At 65.0% G+C, this 18,626-nt stretch carries 17 protein-coding genes and 1 pseudogene; 13 read left to right on the top strand and 5 right to left on the bottom strand.

The genetic code is table 11. From position 1 onward, the window contains the following. Positions 1–67 precede the first annotated feature (67 nt). From WCE05_RS05340 to WCE05_RS05330, 3 genes and pseudogenes are all read left to right on the top strand, one after another. Positions 68–187, top strand: a pseudogene (locus WCE05_RS05340) (peptidoglycan-binding domain-containing protein); the annotation flags it as partial. 204 nt (positions 188–391) lie between these two features. Beyond that, a complete protein-coding gene (locus WCE05_RS05335) occupies positions 392–1,768 on the top strand; it encodes a pyridoxal-phosphate dependent enzyme (RefSeq protein ID WP_225789016.1) in 1,377 nt (458 codons plus the stop codon). After that, on the top strand, positions 1,765–2,943 hold the full coding sequence (locus WCE05_RS05330) for a cystathionine gamma-synthase (RefSeq protein ID WP_225789015.1): 1,179 nt from the start codon (positions 1,765–1,767) through the stop codon (positions 2,941–2,943). The genes WCE05_RS05335 and WCE05_RS05330 overlap by 4 nt, the downstream gene beginning before the upstream one ends. 67 nt (positions 2,944–3,010) lie before the next feature. Here WCE05_RS05330 and WCE05_RS05325 read toward each other — a convergent pair whose 3' ends face one another. Continuing rightward, positions 3,011–3,940, bottom strand: coding sequence for a malate dehydrogenase (locus WCE05_RS05325; protein ID WP_368815548.1), 930 nt, complete (start codon positions 3,938–3,940; stop codon positions 3,011–3,013). A 140-nt stretch (positions 3,941–4,080) separates the two neighbouring features. After that, a complete protein-coding gene (locus tag WCE05_RS05320) occupies positions 4,081–4,986 on the bottom strand; it encodes a LysR family transcriptional regulator (protein ID WP_368815547.1) in 906 nt (301 codons plus the stop codon). 288 nt (positions 4,987–5,274) lie between these two features. Here WCE05_RS05320 and WCE05_RS05315 point away from each other — a divergent pair, with 288 nt between their 5' ends. Continuing rightward, entirely contained in the window at positions 5,275–6,387 is a 1,113-nt protein-coding gene (locus WCE05_RS05315) for an S-(hydroxymethyl)glutathione dehydrogenase/class III alcohol dehydrogenase (RefSeq protein ID WP_368815546.1), read from the top strand. Between the two features lie 60 nt (positions 6,388–6,447). Then, positions 6,448–7,026: an S-(hydroxymethyl)glutathione synthase gene (gene gfa / locus WCE05_RS05310; protein WP_368815545.1), complete on the top strand. Its 579-nt coding sequence runs from the start codon at positions 6,448–6,450 to the stop codon at positions 7,024–7,026. 453 nt (positions 7,027–7,479) lie between these two features. Here gfa and WCE05_RS05305 read toward each other — a convergent pair whose 3' ends face one another. From WCE05_RS05305 to hpaA, 3 genes are all read right to left on the bottom strand, one after another. Continuing rightward, positions 7,480–8,253: a methyltransferase domain-containing protein gene (locus tag WCE05_RS05305; RefSeq protein WP_253104476.1), complete on the bottom strand. Its 774-nt coding sequence runs from the start codon at positions 8,251–8,253 to the stop codon at positions 7,480–7,482. A 136-nt stretch (positions 8,254–8,389) separates the two neighbouring features. Continuing rightward, positions 8,390–9,619 carry a Bcr/CflA family multidrug efflux MFS transporter gene (locus tag WCE05_RS05300; RefSeq protein WP_368815544.1) on the bottom strand — a complete coding sequence of 410 codons (1,230 nt, stop codon included), beginning with the start codon at positions 9,617–9,619 and terminating at the stop codon, positions 8,390–8,392. Between the two features lie 232 nt (positions 9,620–9,851). Then, complete coding sequence (gene hpaA, locus WCE05_RS05295) at positions 9,852–10,757, bottom strand: 4-hydroxyphenylacetate catabolism regulatory protein HpaA (protein ID WP_253104468.1); 906 nt, start codon at positions 10,755–10,757, stop codon at positions 9,852–9,854. 174 nt (positions 10,758–10,931) lie between these two features. Here hpaA and WCE05_RS05290 point away from each other — a divergent pair, with 174 nt between their 5' ends. The 8 genes from WCE05_RS05290 to hpaI all read left to right on the top strand — a co-directional run bounded on the left by WCE05_RS05290 (position 10,932) and on the right by hpaI (position 18,285). Further along, positions 10,932–11,606: a fumarylacetoacetate hydrolase family protein gene (locus WCE05_RS05290; protein WP_225789007.1), complete on the top strand. Its 675-nt coding sequence runs from the start codon at positions 10,932–10,934 to the stop codon at positions 11,604–11,606. Further along, the gene (locus WCE05_RS05285; protein WP_368815543.1) at positions 11,603–12,370 is read left to right on the top strand and encodes a fumarylacetoacetate hydrolase family protein; all 768 of its coding nucleotides are present in this window, start codon (positions 11,603–11,605) and stop codon (positions 12,368–12,370) included. Before WCE05_RS05290 ends, WCE05_RS05285 begins: the two co-directional genes overlap by 4 nt. Positions 12,371–12,375: 5 nt before the next feature. Next, positions 12,376–13,836: a 5-carboxymethyl-2-hydroxymuconate semialdehyde dehydrogenase gene (gene hpaE, locus WCE05_RS05280; RefSeq protein WP_253167876.1), complete on the top strand. Its 1,461-nt coding sequence runs from the start codon at positions 12,376–12,378 to the stop codon at positions 13,834–13,836. Between the two features lie 66 nt (positions 13,837–13,902). Beyond that, positions 13,903–14,826, top strand: a complete 924-nt coding sequence (gene hpaD / locus WCE05_RS05275) for a 3,4-dihydroxyphenylacetate 2,3-dioxygenase (RefSeq protein WP_225789005.1) — start codon at positions 13,903–13,905, stop codon at positions 14,824–14,826. Positions 14,827–14,882: 56 nt separating this feature from the next. After that, entirely contained in the window at positions 14,883–15,293 is a 411-nt protein-coding gene (locus WCE05_RS05270) for a 5-carboxymethyl-2-hydroxymuconate Delta-isomerase (protein ID WP_225789004.1), read from the top strand. Positions 15,294–15,342: 49 nt separating this feature from the next. Then, a complete protein-coding gene (locus tag WCE05_RS05265; RefSeq protein WP_368815542.1) occupies positions 15,343–16,650 on the top strand; it encodes an MFS transporter in 1,308 nt (435 codons plus the stop codon). 17 nt (positions 16,651–16,667) lie between these two features. Further along, positions 16,668–17,471 (top strand): 2-oxo-hept-4-ene-1,7-dioate hydratase, encoded by an 804-nt coding sequence (gene hpaH, locus WCE05_RS05260; RefSeq protein ID WP_368815541.1) that lies wholly within the window; start codon positions 16,668–16,670, stop codon positions 17,469–17,471. Between the two features lie 10 nt (positions 17,472–17,481). Continuing rightward, complete coding sequence (gene hpaI, locus WCE05_RS05255; protein WP_368815540.1) at positions 17,482–18,285, top strand: 4-hydroxy-2-oxoheptanedioate aldolase; 804 nt, start codon at positions 17,482–17,484, stop codon at positions 18,283–18,285. Positions 18,286–18,626: the final 341 nt, after the last annotated feature.

Below are 18,626 nucleotides of genomic sequence, written 5' to 3'. Positions count from 1 at the left end.
CCTGGCGTGGCTTCGAGCACGTCGGTGAGGCTGTATTCCTGGATGAGAAGAGTGGTTCCGCTGCCACGGGGTGATGGGCAAAGCGACCCGAGGAGCGCTGATGGCGTTTCAGATGGACAGCGCGCTGACGGTGAATGGTCGAATGGATACGGCAACGCTGAATGCGCTGGGGATCCGGATTCCCTGATTTCCCTGTGCACTAGCCGGGGCACGCCACTCACTGTACTGCAGTGTCTGTAAGAACGGGCAACGCTACCGGCCAGCTGCCAACGGTTGCGGGCGGTGCCATCCGGGCCTATGTTCCAAGCGAGGCTTCACCTGTGGCCGGCACGCAACGACGCGCCGCAGGCTACCGTCCATCCAATGCGAATGCCCGCAGTGAGGTGACGACATGCCGAACGACTCCCGCCCCGCCGTGCTCGAACTGATCGGCAATACACCGCTGGTGCGCGTCAGCCGCTTCGATACCGGCCCGTGCACACTGTTCCTCAAGCTCGAATCGCAAAACCCCGGTGGTTCGATCAAGGATCGCATCGGCCTGGCGATGATCGACACCGCCGAGCGCGACGGCCGCCTGCGGCCTGGCGGCACCATCGTCGAGGCCACCGCCGGCAACACCGGGCTCGGCCTGGCCCTGGTCGGCCGCGCCAAGGGCTACCGGGTGGTGTTGGTGGTACCGGACAAGATGTCCACCGAGAAGGTCCTGCACCTCAAGGCGATGGGCGCCGAGGTGCACATCACGCGCTCCGACGTCGGCAAGGGCCATCCCGAGTATTACCAGGATGTCGCTGCGCGGCTGGCGCAGGAGATTCCCGACGCCTACTTCGCCGACCAGTTCAACAACCCGGCCAACCCATTGGCCCATGAGTGCAGCACCGCGCCGGAGATCTGGGCGCAAACCCAACACGACCTGGATGCCATCGTCGTCGGCGTCGGCTCAGCCGGCACGCTTACCGGGCTGACCCGCTTCTTTCGCCGGGTGCAACCGAACCTGGCCATGGTGCTGGCGGACCCGCTCGGCTCGGTGGTCGCCGAATACAGCCGTAGCGGCACCCTCGGTACCGCCGGTTCCTGGGCGGTGGAGGGCATCGGCGAGGACTTCATTCCGTCTATTGCCGACCTTTCCAGTGTGCGCCAGGCCTACTCCATCAGCGACGAAGAAAGCTTCGATCATGCCCGCCAACTGCTGCGCGCCGAAGGCATTCTCGGCGGCTCTTCGACCGGCACCTTGCTGGCAGCGGCGCTGCGCTACTGCCGCGAGCAAACCGAGCCCAAGCGTGTGGTCAGCTTCGTCTGCGACACCGGCACCCGCTACCTGTCGAAGGTCTACAACGACCAGTGGATGACCGACCAGGGCTTGCTGGCGCGCAAGCGATACGGCGACCTGCGCGACCTGATCGCGCGGCGCTTCGAGGATGGCCGGGTGATCAGCGTGAGCCCGGACGACACGTTGCTCACCGCCTTCCAGCGCATGCGCCTGGCCGATGTGTCGCAACTGCCGGTGCTGGAGAATGGGCAGCGCCTGGTCGGCGTGATCGACGAGTCCGATATTCTGCTGGGCGTGCACCACGACGCCTCGCACTTCCACATGAGCGTGGCCAGCGCGATGACCGACAAGCTCGAAACCTTGCCTCCCGGCGCCAGCCTGGCCGAACTGCAGGCCGAGCTCGACCGTGGTCTGGTGGCGATCATCGAAGACGCCTCGGGCTTCCACGGCATGATCACCCGCGTCGACATGCTCAATCACCTGCGCAGGTCGCTACCATGAGCCAGCACGATGAAACCGGCGCACCACGCGCCTTCGCCACCCGCGTGATCCATGCCGGACAGGCTCCGGACCCTTCCACCGGGGCACTGATGCCGCCGATCTACGCCAACTCCACCTATGCGCAGCAGAGCCCTGGCGTGCACAAGGGCCTCGACTACGGGCGCTCGCACAACCCTACGCGCTGGGCGCTGGAGCGTTGCGTGGCGGACCTTGAGGGCGGTACCCAGGCCTTCGCCTTCGCCTCCGGGCTGGCGGCGATCTCCACCGTGCTCGAACTGCTCGAGGCGGGTGCGCACATCGTCTCCGGCAACGACTTGTACGGCGGTACATACCGGCTGTTCGAACGGGTGCGCCGGCGCAGCGCCGGGCATCGCTTCAGCTTCGTCGACCTGGCCGACCTGGCGGCATTCGAAGCGGCGCTGCAAGAAGACACACGGATGGTCTGGGTCGAGACGCCGAGCAACCCGTTGCTGCACCTCACCGACCTTGCCGCCATCGCCCGCACCTGTCGCGAGCGCGGCATCCTCTGCGTGGCCGACAACACCTTTGCCAGCCCGTGGGTACAGCGTCCGCTGGAGCTGGGCTTCGATATCGTGCTGCACTCGACAACCAAGTACCTGAACGGCCACTCCGACGTGATCGGTGGCATCGCGGTGGTCGGGCAGAATGCCGAACTGGGCGAGCGAATGGGCTTCCTGCAGAACGCGGTGGGGGCCATCGCCGGGCCGTTCGATGCATTTCTTACCCTGCGTGGCGTGAAGACCCTGGCACTGCGCATGGAGCGCCACTGCTGCAATGCGCTGGAGCTGGCGCAATGGCTTGAACGTCAGCCGCAGGTTGCACGGGTCTATTACCCGGGCTTGCCGTCGCACCCGCAGCACGAACTGGCACGGCGGCAGATGCGCGGGTTCGGCGGGATGATTTCCCTTGACCTGAACAGCGACCTGGCCGGCGCCAGGCGCTTCCTCGAAGGCGTGCAGATCTTCGCCTTGGCCGAGAGCCTGGGTGGGGTGGAAAGCCTGATCGAACACCCGGCGATCATGACCCACGCCAGCATCCCTGCACCAACCCGAGCGCAACTTGGCATTGGGGATGCACTGGTGCGTTTGTCGGTGGGGGTCGAGGATGTCGAGGACCTGCGCGCCGACCTGGCCCAGGCGCTGGCGCGGATTTAGACATAGCGTGCGCTGAGCTTAGGCGCCCCCTTAACTCGAGGGCGCCCAAAGAACGCTCATGCCCCGCTCACAAAGCCTTCATTTCAGCAATATCACGCACCACATGGTCTGCAGAGTGGTCGAACATCGCCTGCTCCTGCGCATCCAGAGGCAACTCGATCACCCGCGCAATCCCCGCCTCTGCCAGCACGCAGGGGACCCCCATGGCAATATCCGTTCGCCCGTACTCGCCCTCGAGGATCGCGACCGCCGGCAAAATGCGGTTTCGCCCATTGGCGATGGCATCCACCATCTGCGCAATCGCCACGCCCGGCGCATCGCAGGCGCTCCCCAGCTTCTTCAAGCCCAGGATCTCGCCGCCACCCTGACGTGTGCGCTCCACGATCCGCTCGATCTGCTCGCTGGACAGGAAATGGGACAGCGGCACCGAGCCGACCGTGCAGTACCGCATCAGCGGCACCATGCTATCGCCATGCCCTCCCAGCACCAGCGCCGAGATATCCCGAGCAGAAAACCCTGTCTCCTCGGCAATGAAACACTTCATGCGCGCGGTATCCAGCACCCCCGCCTGCCCGAACACCCGGTCACGTCCCAGCGCACTGAGGGACCATGCCCGATAGGTCAGCACATCGACTGGGTTCGACACCACCAACACCGTCGCCGCCGGGGCATGACGATTAATGTCGCGCATGATCCCATCGAGAATGGGCAGATTGATACTCAACACATCCTGGCGCGACTGACCTGGCTTGCGGGGCACACCCGCCGTGATCACCACCAGGTCGGAATCCTGCAGCAATTGGGCATTGGCCCCACCGTGAACCCGGGTATCGGAACCTGACTCGACTGCCGCCTGCCAGACGTCCAGCGCCTTGCCCTGGGCCAACTCGCCCTGCACATCGATCAACACCAACTCACGACAGAACTCTTCCCGGGCGATGATCTGAGCCGCCGCCTCGCCCACCATACCGGCACCCACAATGGATAGTTTGTTCATCTCTCACCTCCCGCGGCGCGCGCCACCAGCAGCCCGCCCGCCTGTACAGAGAAGTATTGCCCGCGAAAGCCAAAAGGCCACCCGAAGGTGGCCTGTAGTGGGTTTACCTGCTTTTTGCCCTGCCCGGGCCAGATACGCCCTCACCCCAGCCGCGGCAGCGCGCCAACGGCCTCATGAAGCGCGTCGAAGACCACCCTGACCCGCGCAGGCACAGGGCCGCGCTGGGGACGGTAGACATACAGCCCCCAGGCCGTCGGCTCTTCGTGCGGCAAGACCTGCACGAGCTTGCCACTGGCGATATGGGGGGCGACCATGTAGTCGGCCAGTTGGGCAAAGCCCACCCCGGCCAGCACCGCCCCCATCTCCATGTCGGCGTCATCGGCGACGAACGCCTGTGACGTGGGCGCCCACTGTCGGCCGGCCTTGAAATACCAGGGCCATGGCCGGCCGGTGTTGACGTCCAGGGACGCCGTGACCGGCAGGCCAGCCAGGTCTTCCACCCGCTGCGGCGCCCCCAGGCGCGCGATCAGGCTCGGCGCCGCGACAATGGGAAGCCGCATATGGCTCGCCTGGCGCGCCACGAAACGGCTGTCGTGCAGGAACCCCACCCTGATGCCGACATCGATCTGCTCATCGACCACGGCGCTCAGGCGGTCGGACAACCGCACGTCCAGGGTGATGCCCAGGTGCTGCGCGGCAATGCGCTCCAGCGCCGGCAGCACCGCACGGTTGCCCAGGCTGTGCGGCGCGCTGACCCGCACCGTGCCGGCCACGCAAACCTCCTGCCCCACGCCTGGCGGGCGCCACAGCTCATCGAACTGGTCGAGCGCCGGCCGCACGCGCTCCAGCAGCCCCTCGCCGAAGACCGTGATCCGTACCTGGCGCGTGTTGCGGTGAAACAGCAACTCGCCAAAGTGCCGCTCCAGGCGTTGTATGGCGCGCGTGACACCCTGGGGAGAAGACCCCAGGCGCACGGCCGCCTCACGGAAGCTGCCATGCTCGGCGGCGGTACGGAAGATGCGCAGAAGTTCCAGTTCGTTGTTCATGAGCGATTACCTGGCCCTTTGGAGAACAGAGATCGAAAGGGCAAGCCCGCGCGCTCGGGTTCTCTGCTGCTCCATTAAAGCCTGTCATGGGGTTTGGGGGACCATGATAATTCCTGATTTTGGAATAATAAAATCCAGACAATTCCATATACAGGATTTAACCCTCCCCTGCACACTGGCCATACGCCGGATGTCTGGTATCCCAGCCGACAAACGCCTCCGGCATGAAAATACATCGACGATCGATCTGAATCGTCGCTGCGTAAGGCAACCCATCGAGGACCCATCATGAAATCACGTGCCGCTGTTGCCTTCGAGCCAGGCAAACCGCTTGAAATCGTGGACATCGACGTAGCCCCGCCCCGCAAAGGTGAGGTATTGGTGAGGATCTCCCATACCGGCGTCTGCCATACCGACGCGTTCACCCTCTCCGGCGACGACCCGGAGGGTGTGTTCCCCGCCGTGCTCGGTCACGAGGGCGCTGGCGTGGTGGTGGAAGTGGGCGAAGGCGTCACCAGCCTCGAGTCCGGCGACCATGTCATACCGCTCTACACCGCCGAATGCGGCGAATGCCTGTTCTGCAAGTCCGGCAAGACCAACCTGTGCGTAGCCGTGCGCGCCACCCAGGGCAAGGGCCTGATGCCGGACGGCACGACACGCTTCTCCTACAAGGGGCAACCGATCTTCCACTACATGGGCTGCTCGACCTTCAGCGAGTACACCGTGGTGGCCGAGGTCTCGCTGGCCAAGATCAATCCCAATGCCAACCATGAGCATGTCTGCCTGCTGGGCTGCGGTGTCACCACCGGCATCGGCGCCGTGCACAACACCGCCAAGGTGCAACCGGGGGACTCGGTCGCCGTGTTCGGTCTCGGCGGCATCGGCCTGGCCGTGATCCAGGGAGCGCGCCAGGCCAAGGCCGGGCGCATCATCGCCATCGACACCAACCCGGCCAAGTTCGAGCTGGCGCGCGCCTTCGGCGCCACCGACTGCATCAACCCCAACGACCATGACAAGCCGATCCAGCAGGTGCTCGTGGACATGAGCGGCTGGGGCATCGACCACACCTTCGAGTGCATCGGCAACGTCAACGTCATGCGGGCCGCCCTGGAGTCGGCCCACCGTGGCTGGGGTCAGTCGATCGTCATCGGTGTCGCTGGTGCCGGGAAGGAGATCTCCACCCGACCGTTCCAACTGGTCACCGGCCGCAGTTGGAGAGGCTCCGCCTTCGGTGGGGTCAAAGGGCGCAGCCAGTTGCCCGGCATGGTCGAGGAAGCCATGCGCGGCGAGATCGAGCTGGCGCCCTTCGTCACCCACACGATGGGGCTGGAAGACATCAACACAGCCTTCGACCTGATGCACGAAGGCAAGTCGATCCGCACGGTCATCCATTTCGCTTGACCACCCTGGGCGTGGTCCATGGCCACGCCTATCACGCCAGAACCAGGAGGGACCAGTACCATGAACGCCCTACACCTACACCCCTCGATCGACCAGGGTATCCGACCAGAGCAGCCCGGTTTCGCCGGTGGCACCCTCCAGTGCCTGTGCCCGACCGACAAGGTGCAAGTCGCCGTCAACGCACAAACATTGCACAACCATGCCTGTGGCTGCACCAAGTGCTGGAAGCCCGCAGGCGCGATCTTCTCGGTGGTGGCCGTGGTCCCACGCGACAAGGTCAGTGTGCAGGCCCATGGCGAGAAGCTCCAGGTGGTGGACCCGAACGCGGTGATCCAGCGCCACGCCTGCCGCGATTGCGGCGCACACCTGTTCGGCCGCATCGAGAACACCGGCCACCCGTTCTACGGCCTCGACTTCGTGCATACCGAGCTGTCCCCGCAGACCGGCTGGTCTGCACCGGGTTTTGCCGCGTTCGTGTCCTCGGTGATCGAAAGCGGCACGCCACCGGCGCAGATGGAGGCGATCCGCGGGCGCCTGCGCGAGCTGGGCCTTGAGCCCTACGACTGTCTGTCGCCCGCGCTCATGGACGCCCTGGCCATTCATGCCGCCAAGCAAAAAGGCACCTACCGCGAAGCCTGACACCCACCCTGGCGTCGAGGCCGGCAGCTGGCCGCTTCGACGCCTGGCAAGGCGCTCATTCTCTATTGGCTGACGCCCTGGGGTAGGCACTGAACGCTGACATTGGCTACCGTACCTCTTTTGCCAGCCGCCGAGCCGCCCATGACACGCATCCCCGCCCCGACCGCCTGCGCCCACCTCGAGACCGAAGAAGGCTGCGTGGTAGTGAGCGAAAGTCAGCGGCATTGCTCCAGCTCTAAAAGCCGGCGCGCCCGCTGTGGGAGCGGGCTTGAGCCGCGAACACCGGCACAGCCGGAGCCATCCAGCGCAGCGCCTGCTTCGCGATGGTCCGGCACTCCGGCAAGCCACTCCCACAGTGTCGCGCTGTTTTTTAACCAGCCTGAGCGCCGTCGAAGTTTTCACACAGCCTCGGTCGAAAGTGGGCAATGGTGAATGCGGTGTTAGGCCAGCGACTCATCCATCAGGGCGGCTCGCCTCGAAGCTGATGATCCGATCGCCCTTGCGGGGTTGGCGTCCATGCTGGTAATCGCCCGACACCACGACATCCACGAAACCCGCTTCGCGCAACGCGAATGCCAACTCATCGACACCCCACCAACGCAAATGAAATAGATCAAGCTCTGCCGACAGCAACGTGCTATCTCGCCAGTGTTGGTAGTGCAGATGCGAAAGGGTCGTTTGTTTGACGTAATCGATCTCGGCCCGATGGCAGGTCATCGTGAGTAGATCGCCACCTCCCACTGCCCAACTGCGCACGGGGCTCGCCTGTGCAACGATGCTTTCGATGGGATCAATGTCCAGGATCAGCCTTCCACCGGGCAGCAGATGATCCCGAAAGCGCGTGAGCACGGCCATTGCCGAGGCGGTCTGCGTAATCAACTGAAACGATCCCGCCGGCATGATGATGGCCGCGAAGCGTCGGTCGTAGCTGAATTGCTCGAATGTCTGGCATGTCAGCGTAGGGAGAAGACCCCGACTCAGGCATTCCTGCCGACAGTAGTCGAGCATGTCTTGTGATGCGTCGAAACCTTCGATGACCAGGCCCATCTCGAGCATCGGGATGAGGATCCGGCCATTGCCGACCGCAGGTTCCAGGATGGGACCATCACACCCAGCCAGACGCTGCCGATAGTATTCCAGATCACCGAAGGAGTGACCGATGGGTTTATCCAGGTGATAAATCCAGGAAGCGAGTTTTCCATACCTGTTTTGCACTTTTTCCTCCATGTCAAGTTGAGAAGGCTACCTTATGTGGCTTGGACATGAATACAAACTTGGCCGTACAAGCTGCTGGAGCTCCGTCACCACGCCTTGTAGTCGCTGGGCCAGGGGCACGACTGGTGACGGGCGCCCCTGAGCGCCTCTACAGGCTGGCGCGGTCGTCGCAAGGTCGTGGAACCGGCGCCTCGCCGAGCAACTTCGCCCGCCGTCTGAGCCACAGGTAGCACAACGCAGCCCCTGCCCCGGCGCCGGCGATAACCAGGCACATCGGCTGCGGCGAGCCATCGGCCAGACTGCCCACCAGCGCACTGAACGCAGCGCCCATGGCGAACTGGGTCGAGACGGCCAGGCTGGCGGCGGCGCCGGCATTGCCGGGGAACAGCTTCAACAGCCTCGCCACGCAGTTCGCCCCCATCAGGCCGGTGACGCTCACATACAGCACCACCAGCACCACGATCTCGCTCAGGCCGAGCACACCCGCAGCCCCGAAGATGCCCAGCCCCAGCGCCGCCACGCTGGCGATCGCCGCACCGACACCGAGCATCGACAACGGGCCAAGCCGGCTCACCAGGCGGGCGTTGAGCGTGGTCACCACGATCACCCCGGCGATGTTCAGGGCGAACAGCCAGCCATACAGGTGCGTCGATACCCCGAAATATTCGATGTAGACGTACGGCGATGCGGTGATGAAGGCGAACATGCCGCCGAACGACAGCCCCATGCACAGGATGAACGCCAGCGCCTGCGGGTTTCGCGCGATGTGCCAGTAGCCAGCGAGGGCCACACCCAGGGAGCCTGCCCGTCTGTCGGCGGGATGGGTCTCGGGAATGCTCCACGCGCTGGCGGCCAGGCAGATCGCGGCGAAGCAGAACAGCCCGGCGAAGATCGTTCGCCAGCCGTGCACCAGCATCAGGAAGCTGCCGGCCAAAGGGGCCACCAGCGTGGCGACCATCGTCACCAGGTGCATCAGCGACAGGGTCCTGGCCGCCTCGTTGAGCGAGAAGATGTCCCGCACGATGGTCCTGGCCAGCACCGAAGCGGCGGCCCCGCCGAGTGCCTGCAGGAAGCGCCAGGCGATCAGCTCGTTGACGCTGCCCGCCAGCATGCAGCCGATGGTCGCGCCCAGGTACAGCAGCATCCCGCACAGCAACACCGGCCTGCGGCCGAAACGGTCGGAACACGGGCCATGGAACAGCATGCCCAGGCACAGCCCGGCCAGGAACACGCCGATTGTCAGTTGCACATGGGTAGCGCTGGCAGCGAGGTCATCGGCGATGGCCGGCAAACTCGGCAGGTAGGTGTCGATCGACAAGGGGGCGAACGCTACCAGGGCAGCCAGTAGAACGATCAGGCGACTGGGGTTGGGCAACATCGGCACTCCAGGAGGGGTTGGCTGGAAAATAACGATAACATCTTAACATTTATCCAAATGTCGTTAACATTTTAATTGTTATCCAGTAGCTACGCGGGGGCATCGGGCAACCGCCATGAGCCCCATGGAAAGTGCAATCTGTTCCACGGAAAACCCATTCAAGGCGACCCGGCAAGGTGCGAGCATCCTCTGCAAACAACTACAGCGCTCCGGGTGGACCTACATGGCCATTTCACTGCAGGTGCGACTGCCGCTGCCGGTACTCGCCGGGCGTGAGCTTCGCATACCGGTTGAAGAAACGGCTGAAGTAGGCCGGGTCCTTGAAGCCGAGCTGGTAGCAGATTTCGTTCACCGAACTGCTGGAAAACAGCAGCAGGCGCCTGGCCTCCTGCATCAGCCGCTCCAGCACCAGCCGCTTGGAAGGCAAGTCGGCGATGCGCCGGCAGATATCGTTGAGCCGCGCCTCGGTCACCCCGATCTGCTGCGCATAGCGCGCCAGCGGCCAGTGCTCGAGGTAGTGCGCCTCGATCAGTGCATTGAAACGGTGGAAGATCTTCAGGTCTTCGTGCCTGGCCGGGGTCGACTCCCGCGAGTTGGGGCACAGCCGCAGCAGGCTGATCATGATCAACCGGGTCAGCGACTGCAGCGCCGCCTCACGCCCCGGATGGGGGCTGGCGAACTCGTCGCTGAGCGCTTCCAGCCAGTGCTCCAGGCGCCGTGCCTCGGCCTGGTCCGCCGCCGGTACCTTGGCCAGCGCCACGCAGGCCGGGCGCACGTGCACCCCCGCCGGCAGCAGGCTGGCATCCGCCTCGATCAGTTGCCATACCAGTTGCTGGCGCACCGTCAGCACATGCCCGTCGCTGTCGGGCTCGGTGACGAAGGAATGGGTCACCGTGGGCGGCGTGAGGAAGAACATCGGCCCCGACTCGATGAACTGCTGGTCGTCCAGGTAGACCCGCACCGTGCCGGACTTGACGTAATGCACCTGGAAAAACCGGTCGTGGCGATGCACCGGCATGTTGCGCCCGAAAAAGCCGGCCAGGTTGCCGAGCCGATCGTAATGCACCTCGCTGTCGCTGTAGCGCTGGTCGTAGACCTGGCCGATGTTGATGTTCGGAATGGGGTGCCGATCGCTCATCACTGCTTGCTCGCTAATCGCTTGACCGAATTGACCAGCTTCCATGGTGCACCCGCCGCACGGCAGATGCCACAGGATGGAATCTTGACGTTCGTTAACATCTTAATTATAAAGTTAACACATTAACGATATCGCTGGAGAGCACCTGTTGCCCAGCACCGCCAGGAGAAAAGCATGAGCCATGCGTTGCATGACGTTGCGAACGGCACCTTGTTCGGCGTAGCGCTGAACTACAACGGTCTGCTGCAGCAGCGTCTGGCTGAGTTCGAACAGCCGCCCTACAAGCAAGCGCCGGTCAAACCGGTGCTGTTCATCAAGACACCGAACACGCGCAACGCCCATGGTGCGGATGTGATCTACCCATCGGGTGTCGAGCGCCTGCAGCCAGGCCCGGCGCTGGGCGTGGTGATCGGCAAGGATGCCAGCCGGGTGAGCGCGGACGATGCGCTGGACCATGTGCTCGGCTACACCATCGTCAATGAATACAGCCTGCCGGAAGACAGCTACTACCGCCCGGCGGTCAAGGCCAAGTGCCGCGACGGCTTCTGCGCGATCGGCCCGCAACTGGTCCCGACAGCGGCGATCGCCGATCCGCACCAGCTGACCCTGAAGCTCTACGTCAACGGCGTGGTCGTCCAGGAAAACACCACCGCCAACCTGGTTCGCCGTATTCCACAACTGATCGCCGAACTCAGCGAATTCATGACCCTGCACGCGGGGGATGTGCTGATCACCGGAACCCCGGAGGGGCGCGTCGACGTCCACCCGGGCGATCACGTCGAGGTCGAGATCACCGGCCTTGGCCGCCTGGCGAACACCATCGTTGCCGAGTCGGGGGAACCAGCATGAAGCACGCACGTATCCGTTATGAAGGCAGCGTCCATGCCGTCACGGTCGAGGACGACAACGCCGTACGCCTGGTCGATGGCCGGCGGCTTGGCGAAGACCAGGTCGAGTGGCTGCCACCGGCCACCGGCAGCATGTTCGCCCTGGGCCTGAACTACGCCGACCACGCCCGTGAGCTGGCCTTCACCCCGCCGACCGAACCGCTGGCCTTCATCAAGTCGTCAGGCACCTACACCGGTCACAACCAGGTCACCTGGCGCCCGGACAACGTCCAATACATGCACTACGAGTGCGAGCTGGTCGCGGTCATCGGCAAGGCGGCCAAGAACGTCAAGCGCGAAAACGCCCTGGACTACGTCGCCGGCTACACGGTGTGCAACGACTACGCCATCCGCGACTACCTGGAGAACTACTACCGCCCCAACCTGCGGGTGAAGAACCGTGACGCCACCACCCCGGTGGGCCCGTGGATCGTCGATGCGGCCGATGTACCGGACGTCAGCGCCCTGAAGCTGCGCACCTGGATCAACGGCGAACTGAAGCAGGAAGGCACCACGGCCGACATGATCTTCGACATCCCCTACCTGATCGAATACTTCTCCAGCTTCATGACCCTGCAGCCGGGCGACATGATCGCCACCGGCACGCCGGAGGGCCTGGCCGACGTGGTGCCGGGCGATGAAGTGGTGGTGGAGGTGGAAGGCGTGGGCCGCCTGGTCAACCGCATCGTCAGCGAGGCTGACTTCTTCAAGAACAACAAGGCATGAGCAGCATGATCAAGCACTGGATCAACGGCCGTGAGGTCGAGAGCAAAGACACCTTCGTCAACTACAACCCGGCCACCGGCGAGGCCATCGGCGAAGTCGCCAGCGGTGGCGCCGAGGAAGTCGCCCAGGCCGTGGCCGCGGCCAAAGAGGCCTTTCCGAAGTGGGCCAACACCCCGGCCAAGGAACGCGCCCGCCTGATGCGCAAGCTCGGTGAGCTGATCGAACAGAACGTGCCGAAACTGGCCGAACTGGAAACCCTCGACACCGGCCTGCCGATCCACCAGACCAAGAACGTGCTGATCCCGCGTGCCTCGCACAACTTCGACTTCTTCGCCGAAGTGTGCACGCGCATGGACGGCCACACCTACCCGGTCGACGACCAGATGCTCAACTACACCTTGTACCAGCCGGTGGGGGTATGCGGCCTGGTGTCGCCATGGAACGTGCCGTTCATGACCGCCACCTGGAAGACTGCACCGTGCCTGGCACTGGGCAACACCGCAGTCTTGAAGATGAGCGAGTTGTCGCCGCTGACCGCCAACGAACTGGGCCGCCTGGCCGTCGAAGCCGGCATCCCCAACGGTGTGCTGAACGTGATCCAGGGCTATGGCGCCACCGCGGGCGACGCCCTGGTACGCCACCCGGACGTACGCGCCATCTCCTTCACCGGCGGCACCGCCACCGGCCGCAAGATCATGCAGAGCGCGGGCCTGAAGAAGTACTCGATGGAGCTGGGCGGCAAGTCGCCGGTGCTGATCTTCGAGGACGCCGACCTTGAGCGCGCCCTGGACGCGGCGCTGTTCACCATCTTCTCGCTCAACGGCGAACGGTGCACCGCCGGCAGCCGTATCTTCATCCAGGAGAGCGTGTATCCCCAATTCGTGGCCGAATTCGCCGCCCGTGCCAAGCGCCTGATCGTCGGCGACCCGACCGACCCGAAGACCCAAGTCGGCTCGATGATCACCCAGCAGCACTACGACAAGGTCACCGGCTACATCCGCATCGGCATCGAAGAAGGTGCACGCCTGGTCGCCGGCGGCCTGGAGCGCCCGGCCAACCTGCCGGCGCACCTGGCCAAGGGGCAGTTCATCCAGCCGACCGTGTTCGCCGACGTCAACAACAAGATGCGCATCGCCCAGGAGGAAATCTTCGGGCCGGTGGTCTGCCTGATTCCGTTCAAGGACGAAGCCGAAGCACTGCAGTTGGCCAACGACACCGAGTACGGCCTGGCCTCGTACATCTGGACCCAGGACATCGGCAAGGCCCATCGCCTGGCCCGTGGCATCGAAGCCGGCATGGTGTTCATCAACAGCCAGAACGTGCGCGACCTGCGCCAGCCGTTCGGCGGCGTCAAAGGCTCCGGCACCGGGCGTGAAGGTGGACAATACAGCTTCGAAGTGTTCGCCGAGATCAAGAACGTGTGCATCTCGATGGGCAGCCACCACATCCCTCGCTGGGGCGTATGACCCCTCCTCCACCCGGCTGGCGAATGTCGCCAGCCGGGTGGCTACACAACAACAAGGAGTTTCACCATGGGCAAGCTGGCACTCGCAGCCAAGATCACTCATGTTCCCTCCATGTACCTGTCGGAGCTGCCAGGCCCGCGCCAGGGCTTTCGCCAGGCGGCCATCGACGGGCATTACGAGATCAGCCGCCGCTGCCGCGAACTGGGCGTGGACACCATCGTCGTGTTCGACACCCACTGGCTGGTCAACGCCAATTACCACGTGCTGTGCGCGCCGCACTTCCAGGGCGTGTACACCAGCAACGAGCTGCCGCACTTCATCAGCAACATGCCCTACGCATTTCCCGGCAATACCGAACTCGGCCAACTGCTGGCCGAGGCGTGCAACCGCTTCGACGTCGAGACCATGGCCCACCACGCCACCACCCTCGGCCCGGAATACGGCACCCTGGTACCGATGCGCTACATGAACCAGGACCAGCACTTCAAGGTGATCTCGGTCTCGGCGCTGTGCACCTCGCACTACCTGGCCGACAGTGCCCGCCTCGGCTGGGCCATGCGCAAGGCGGTGGAAGATCACTACGACGGCACCGTGGCCTTCCTGGCCAGTGGCTCGTTGTCGCACCGCTTCGCCCAGAACGGCCAGGCACCGGAGTTCGCCACCAAGGTCTGGAGCCCGTTCCTCGAGACGCTGGACAACCGCGTGGTCTCGATGTGGGAGAACGCCGAGTGGGAGGCGTTCTGCGGCATGCTCCCGGAGTACGCCGCCAAGGGGCACGGCGAAGGCTTCATGCACGACACCGCGATGCTGCTCGGCGCCCTGGGCTGGTCCGGGTACGACGGCAAGGCCGAGGTGGTGACGCCTTACTTCGGCTCTTCGGGTACCGGCCAGATCAACGCGATCTTCCCGGTCACGCCCCAGGATGGCTCGGCCATTCCCCCGGCCCAGGCTGCCCACCCGGCGGCGGTGGTTTCCACCAGCCGCCTGTGACCCACCTGGCCGTCCCTGGCGGGCGGCCAGCCGCTTCTGCAACGAGGAGGCCCTTCATGCCCCATCTGGTTCTGCTCTACACCCCCGACCTGGAAACTGAAGCCGACATTCCAGGGCTGTGCCGTGCCCTGGCCGACAGCATGCTCGAACAGCGCGACGAAACCGGCAAAGCGGTATTCCCCACCGGCGGCACCCGCGTGCTGGCCTACCCTGCCGCCCATTGCGCGGTGGCTGACGGTCAGGGCGACTACGGCTTCCTGTACGCCAACCTGCGCATGGGCAGCGGCCGCCGCGCCGAGGTTCACGAACGTGTCGGAGACAGCCTGCTGCAGGTGCTCAAGAGCCGCCTGGACGGGCTGCTGCAACGCCGTCCGATCGGCATCACCCTGCAAATCGACGAGAGCACCCAGCAGGTCTACGACGCCAAGCACAGCACCTTGCACCCCCTGTTCAACCGCCCGGCGTGACGCCTGCCGACGGGCCGTTGCCCCCTCATCACAGAACAAGTACAAGAACATGAGCACTCTCGAACATGCCTCGCCTGCCAAGACCCAAGCCGAACTGGCCGACAGTACCCACCGCACGGTCACCTGGCGGCTGATGCCGCTGCTGCTGGTGTGCTACCTGTTCGCCCACCTCGACCGTATCAACATCGGCTTCGCCAAGATGCAGATGAGCCAGGACCTGCAGTTCTCCGACACGGTCTACGGCCTGGGCGCCGGGTTGTTCTTCATCGCCTATGCGTTGTTCGGCGTGCCCAGCAACCTGGTGCTCGAGCGCATCGGCCCACGCCGCTGGATCGCCACCCTGATGGTGGTCTGGGGCGCGCTGTCGACCAGCATGCTGCTGATCGAGACCAGCAGCGCCTTCTACCTGTTGCGCTTCGCCCTGGGCGCAGCCGAGGCCGGCTTCTTCCCGGGCATCCTGGTCTACCTCAACCGCTGGTACCCCGCCGGGCGCAGGGCCCAGGTCACCGCGCTGTTCGCCGTTGCCGTGCCGTTGGCCGGCGTCATCGGCGGGCCGGTTTCCGGAACGATCCTGGCCTTCATGCACGACACCGCCGGGCTGCGCGGCTGGCAGTGGATGTTCCTGCTCGAAGGCGCCCCCGTGATACTGCTGGGCCTGGTGGTGCTGGCCGCGCTGCCGGAAGGCTTCGAGCAGGTGCGTTGGCTCGACGAGCGGCAGAAGGCGACACTGCGCGCCCAGTTCGGCGCCGAGGAGCAGCGCAAGTCGGTGACCTCCCTGGGCGGGATCATCGCCAGCCGGGCCGTGTGGCTGCTGGTGGCGGTGTACTGCGCGGTCATGCTGGCGGTCAACACCCTGGCCTTCTGGATGCCCAGCCTGATCCATGGTGCTGGCATCGGCAGCGACGCCAGCGTCGGCCTGCTCAGTGCCCTGCCCTACCTGGCCGGCTGTGTGTTCATGCTCGCCTGCGGGCGCTCCAGCGACCGCCAGCGCGAGCGCCGCTGGCACCTGTGCGTGCCCATGCTGATGGCCGCCGCCGGCATCGCCATCGCCGGGTTGATGCCGCAGCAGCCCTGGCCGGTACTGGCCGGGCTGGTCCTGGCGGGCATGGGCGCCAGCGCCGCGCTGCCGATGTTCTGGCAGTTGCCGCCGGCCTTCCTCAACGCACGCACCCAGGCGGCCGGCATCGCCCTGATCAGTTCGCTGGGCAGCATCGCTTCGTTCGCCGCGCCCTATTTCATCGGCTGGGTCCGCGACACCACGCAAAGCGCCAGCCTCGCGCTGTACCTGCTGGCGATCTTCATCACCCTTGGCGGCCTGCTGGTGCTGCGCACCCGGGCGGCCATCGTCAATCCTTGAACCAAGAGATTCCAACCATGCTTGATAACGCTTTCATCCAGCAGGCCGCCGAGCGCCTCGACCAGGCCGAACGCACCCGCGAGCAGGTTCGCCAGTTCTCGCTGGAGCAACCGGGCATCACCATTGAAGATGCCTACGCCATCCAGCGTGCCTGGGTCGCCAAGAAGATCGCCGCCGGCCGCCGCCTGGTCGGCCACAAGATCGGCCTGACCTCGCGGGCCATGCAGGTATCGTCGAATATCACCGAACCTGACTACGGTGCCCTGCTGGATGACATGCTGTTCGACGAAGGCAGCGACATTCCCTTCGAGCGCTTCATCGTGCCGCGGGTCGAGGTCGAGCTGGCGTTCATCCTCGGCAAGCCGCTCAAAGGCCCGGACGTGACCCTGTTCGATGTGCTGGACGCCACCGAGTGGGTGATCCCGGCACTGGAAATCATCGATGCGCGCATCCAGCAGGTCGACCCGCAGACCCAGGCGACCCGCAAGGTGTTCGACACCATTTCCGACAACGCGGCGAACGCCGGCGTGGTCATGGGCGGGCGCGCCGTGCGCCCCACCGAGATCGACCTGCGCAAGGTACCGGCGGTGCTCTACCGCAACGGCGTGATCGAAGAGTCGGGGGTCAGCGCCGCAGTGCTCAACCACCCGGCCAAGGGCGTCACCTGGCTGGCCAACAAGCTGGCAGCGTATGACGTTACCCTGCAGCCGGGCCAGGTCATCCTCGGCGGCTCGTTCACCCGCCCGGTCGCCGCGCGGCCCGGTGACACCTTCCACGTCGACTACGACATGCTCGGCTCGATTGCCTGCCGTTTCGTCTGAGGAGCCCGCCATGCACATGCCCATCAACAGCTTCAAGCAACGCCTGCGCAGCGGCCAGGCACAAATCGGCCTGTGGCTCGGCCTGGCTGACGCCTACTGTGCGGAACTGGCCGCCAATGCCGGTTTCGACTGGCTGCTGATCGACGGCGAGCACGCACCGAACGACCTGCGCGGCATGCTCGCGCAGTTGCAGGCCGTGGCGCCCTACCCCAGCCAACCGGTGATCCGCCCGGTGATCGGCGATACTGCGCTGCTCAAGCAAGTGCTGGACATCGGTGCGCAGACCCTGCTGGTGCCCATGGTCGAAAGCGCCGAGCAGGCGCGCCAGCTGGTCAGGGCCGTGCATTACCCACCCACGGGCATCCGTGGTGTGGGCAGCGCACTGGCACGAGCCTCGCGCTGGAACAGCATCGCCGGCTACCTCGACCATGCCGACGAGCAGATGTGCCTGCTGGTGCAGATCGAGAACACAGAAGGCCTGGCCAACCTGGACGAGATCGTCGCGGTCGACGGGGTCGATGGCGTGTTCATCGGCCCGGCCGACCTCAGCGCAGCCATGGGCCATCGTGGCAACCCGGGGCATCCTGAAGTGCAGGCGGCCATCGAAGATGCCATCGTGCGCATCGTCAAGGCTGGCAAGGCGGCCGGGATCCTCAGCGCGGACGAGAAGCTGGCCCGGCGCTATATCGAGCTGGGTGCGGCCTTCGTCGCGGTCGGCGTCGACACCACCGTGCTGATGCGCGGCCTGCGGGAGCTGGCGGGCAAGTTCAAGGAAACGCCAGCGTTCGGCAGTACAGGTGGTGGCGTTTACTGAGCGAACCGACGCAAACGACAACGGCGCCTTTTGGGCGCCGTTGTCGTTCATGCCTCGGCCTTGCGCACAACCTGTGAGAGCCGGCTTACCGGCGAAGCAGGTGACGCGGTGGATGGCACCGGCTTCGCCGGTGTTCGCGGGCAAGCCCGCTCCCACAGGGGCGCCGTTGTCGTTCATGCCTCGGCCTTGCGCACAACCTGTGAGAGCCGGCTTGCCGGCGAAGCAGGTGACGCGGTGGATGGCACCGGCTTCGCCGGTGTTCGCGGGCAAGCCCGCTCCCACAGGGGCGCCGTTGTCGTTCATGCCTCGGCCTTGCGCACAACCTGTGAGAGCCGGCTTGC

Origin of the sequence: Pseudomonas sp. I2 (assembly GCF_040984075.1) — a bacterium.
GTDB lineage: Bacteria > Pseudomonadota > Gammaproteobacteria > Pseudomonadales > Pseudomonadaceae > Aquipseudomonas > Aquipseudomonas guariconensis_B.
The sequence above is the reverse complement of the archived record's forward strand: the minus strand, read 5'-3'. Positions and strand labels throughout refer to the sequence as shown.